The organism is Microseira wollei NIES-4236, assembly GCF_020521235.1.
GTDB lineage: Bacteria > Cyanobacteriota > Cyanobacteriia > Cyanobacteriales > Aerosakkonemataceae > Microseira > Microseira wollei.
In genome coordinates, this window is sequence record NZ_BLAY01000598.1 from 1 (window position 1) to 369 (window position 369).

1 protein-coding gene is annotated in these 369 nt (G+C 38.2%); it reads right to left on the reverse strand.

Features of this window, described 5'->3' with window-relative positions; genetic code table 11:
- Nucleotides 1-122: 122 nt before the first annotated feature.
- Nucleotides 123-369, reverse strand: a 247-nt coding sequence (locus MiSe_RS49980) for a hypothetical protein (RefSeq protein ID WP_226595064.1), incomplete at its 5' end; no start/stop codon positions are given.

Below are 369 nucleotides of genomic sequence, written 5' to 3' on the forward strand. Positions count from 1 at the left end.
GGCAAATCTTGCTGATGCCGTGCCCCTACTGAGGTCAAAAATCTGGTTTTTAATCTTTGATGAATGATTTTTATATATTTCCTCTGAAATGCTGGGTTTTAAGTCTATGAGTTCTTGTGTCATTATCTTTTTACCTCGCTGTTTGATCTCGTTTTGAAATTGGTTGTCGGGGCACGGCGGTCAAGAATTTTCTCGTTAGTGGCAAATCTTGCTGATGCCGTGCCCCTACTGAGGTCAAAAACCTGGTTTTTAATCTTTGATGAATGATTTTTATATATTTCCTCTGAAATGCTGGGTTTTAAGTCTATGAGTTCTTGTGCCATTATCTTTTTACCTCGATGTTTGATCTGGTTTTGAAATTGGTTGTCG